At 31.2% G+C, this 1,754-nt stretch carries 2 protein-coding genes; both read left to right on the top strand.

The window, feature by feature from the left end; genetic code table 11:
* Positions 1 to 253 (top strand): hypothetical protein (locus tag KCG35_RS25105; RefSeq protein ID WP_215822588.1); only part of this gene is annotated, 253 nt, incomplete at its 5' end.
* Positions 254 to 262: 9 nt separating this feature from the next.
* Entirely contained in the window at positions 263 to 1,516 is a 1,254-nt protein-coding gene (locus KCG35_RS25100) for an ankyrin repeat domain-containing protein (RefSeq protein ID WP_215822587.1), read from the top strand.
* Positions 1,517 to 1,754 lie beyond the last annotated feature (238 nt).

Below are 1,754 nucleotides of genomic sequence, written 5' to 3'. Positions count from 1 at the left end.
CGGTAAATTTATAGTGGCTCAGCCGAAAAAAATTAATATTGTTGATCAGTTTGGAATTAAGTTTAAAAACGAGTACTCGCCACAAGCATGGGATAAGTATTTAGAAGTGTCTGCAGAAGATATAAATCCGAAATTGAAAAATAAAAAGGCTTGGGTGGAAATATTTGAGTCACTGAAAGCTACTCATTTACCCAGAGAAGCAAAGAGCAATATTGCAAATGAACTTATTAAGTTTATTCCTGTTCCAGAATGAAGAATAAATATGTTTATTATTGAATTTGAGTGTGAAGCAAGAAGAACAAAGGCTTTTAAAAGTATAAAATCTGCATGGGAAAAGCTTAGTGAAGAATTTGAGAAAAACGAGCTAGATGAATTTACAGAAACTTTGAGTGTTGAAGAACCATTAAAAGAAATGGTTAACTCTTTTTTACGTAATGATGAGATGACATTTTTAAGCGCTTATGTTTATCAGAAAAAATTTAATATTGAGATAAGTTGTTATGACTATGATAGTGTATATTTATTAATTGATTACTTTAAAAAAACTATAATAAAAAATTTTTGTATAGTTGCCTATCATCCAGATGCGTGTGATGAAGATACTGGGTTTGATGTGCGTGATCGCTACATATGTGAAAATGGACATGTGAGGCATGAAGAATTTTATCCACAATTAGAGGGGGAAGTATACTCTTCTGATGAGTTTGATTTAGCGAAAGCTGCACAAGAAGGAAATTTTGCTGTTGTAAAAAAACTTATAGAGAAAGGTGTAAGCCCTTATGTAGTCGTTTGTGGTTATACAGCATACTTTCATGCGATAAAAAATGGATACACTGATATTGTTGAATTTTTTATTAAGCATGGTGTGGACGTGAATGCGGAGCAAATCGATATATCTGGCGTGAAAGTAAATGGTTTAGAGGTAGCAATAAAAAATAGTCAAATAAAAGTGGCAAAAATTTTATGTGACAATAAAATTAACGTCAATTACATTGATAATTTTGGACAGTCAGTGCTTGGCAATGCTTTAATCAGTCGTGAGTTTGAAATTGCGAATATTTTAATAGAAAAAGGGGCGTATTTAAATTGTAGATCATCTGTTGCTAGTGATGCTATTATATCATTTGACATTTTAAGAGATTATCCAAGGAATATAAAAAATAGAAATAATACATTTAGCTTAATGATAAAAAAAGGTTTGGACTGTAATGTGTTAATAGGTGAAGATAGTAGTAATGTTTCAACTTATTTAATCATGGCGGCAAGTCAGGGCGATGTTTCTATAGTAAGAATGTTATTGAGAGAAGACGTTAATATTAATGTTGCGAATAATAAATATAAATTTACGGCTTTGGATTGTGTTATAAATAGTGAATATGCAGATGAAGAAGAATTTAAAGAAATATATTGCATGCTAAGAGATGCAGGTGCTAAGACTTATGAGGAGTTAAAAGCTGAAGGTAAGGTTGAAAATAAGACGACTAGGTTTAAGAGGAAAGCTGATAGTAGTACTTAAAGAATAAGCCTTAAAATTAGATACTTTTTGCGTTAAAAAGTAAATTGAAATCAGACTCTATTTGTAGTGCAGGTTGTTAGTTAAGTTCGTAAGTACTTATGGTTCCATAGTAGTAATACTTAGAGATATTTTTGACCTAACAGTGACAGAAAATAAGAGCAGTATCAGCCAGTATTACCGTTGGGTAAGCAACATCATTGTTTTATTTTTTTTCTGTATACAGTTGCCTGTCTATGGA

The sequence above is a fragment of the Zooshikella harenae genome (assembly GCF_018837975.1).
Lineage (GTDB): Bacteria > Pseudomonadota > Gammaproteobacteria > Pseudomonadales > Zooshikellaceae > Zooshikella > Zooshikella harenae.
Note: the sequence above shows the minus strand (reverse complement) of the source record. Positions and strands in the feature narration are given on the sequence as shown.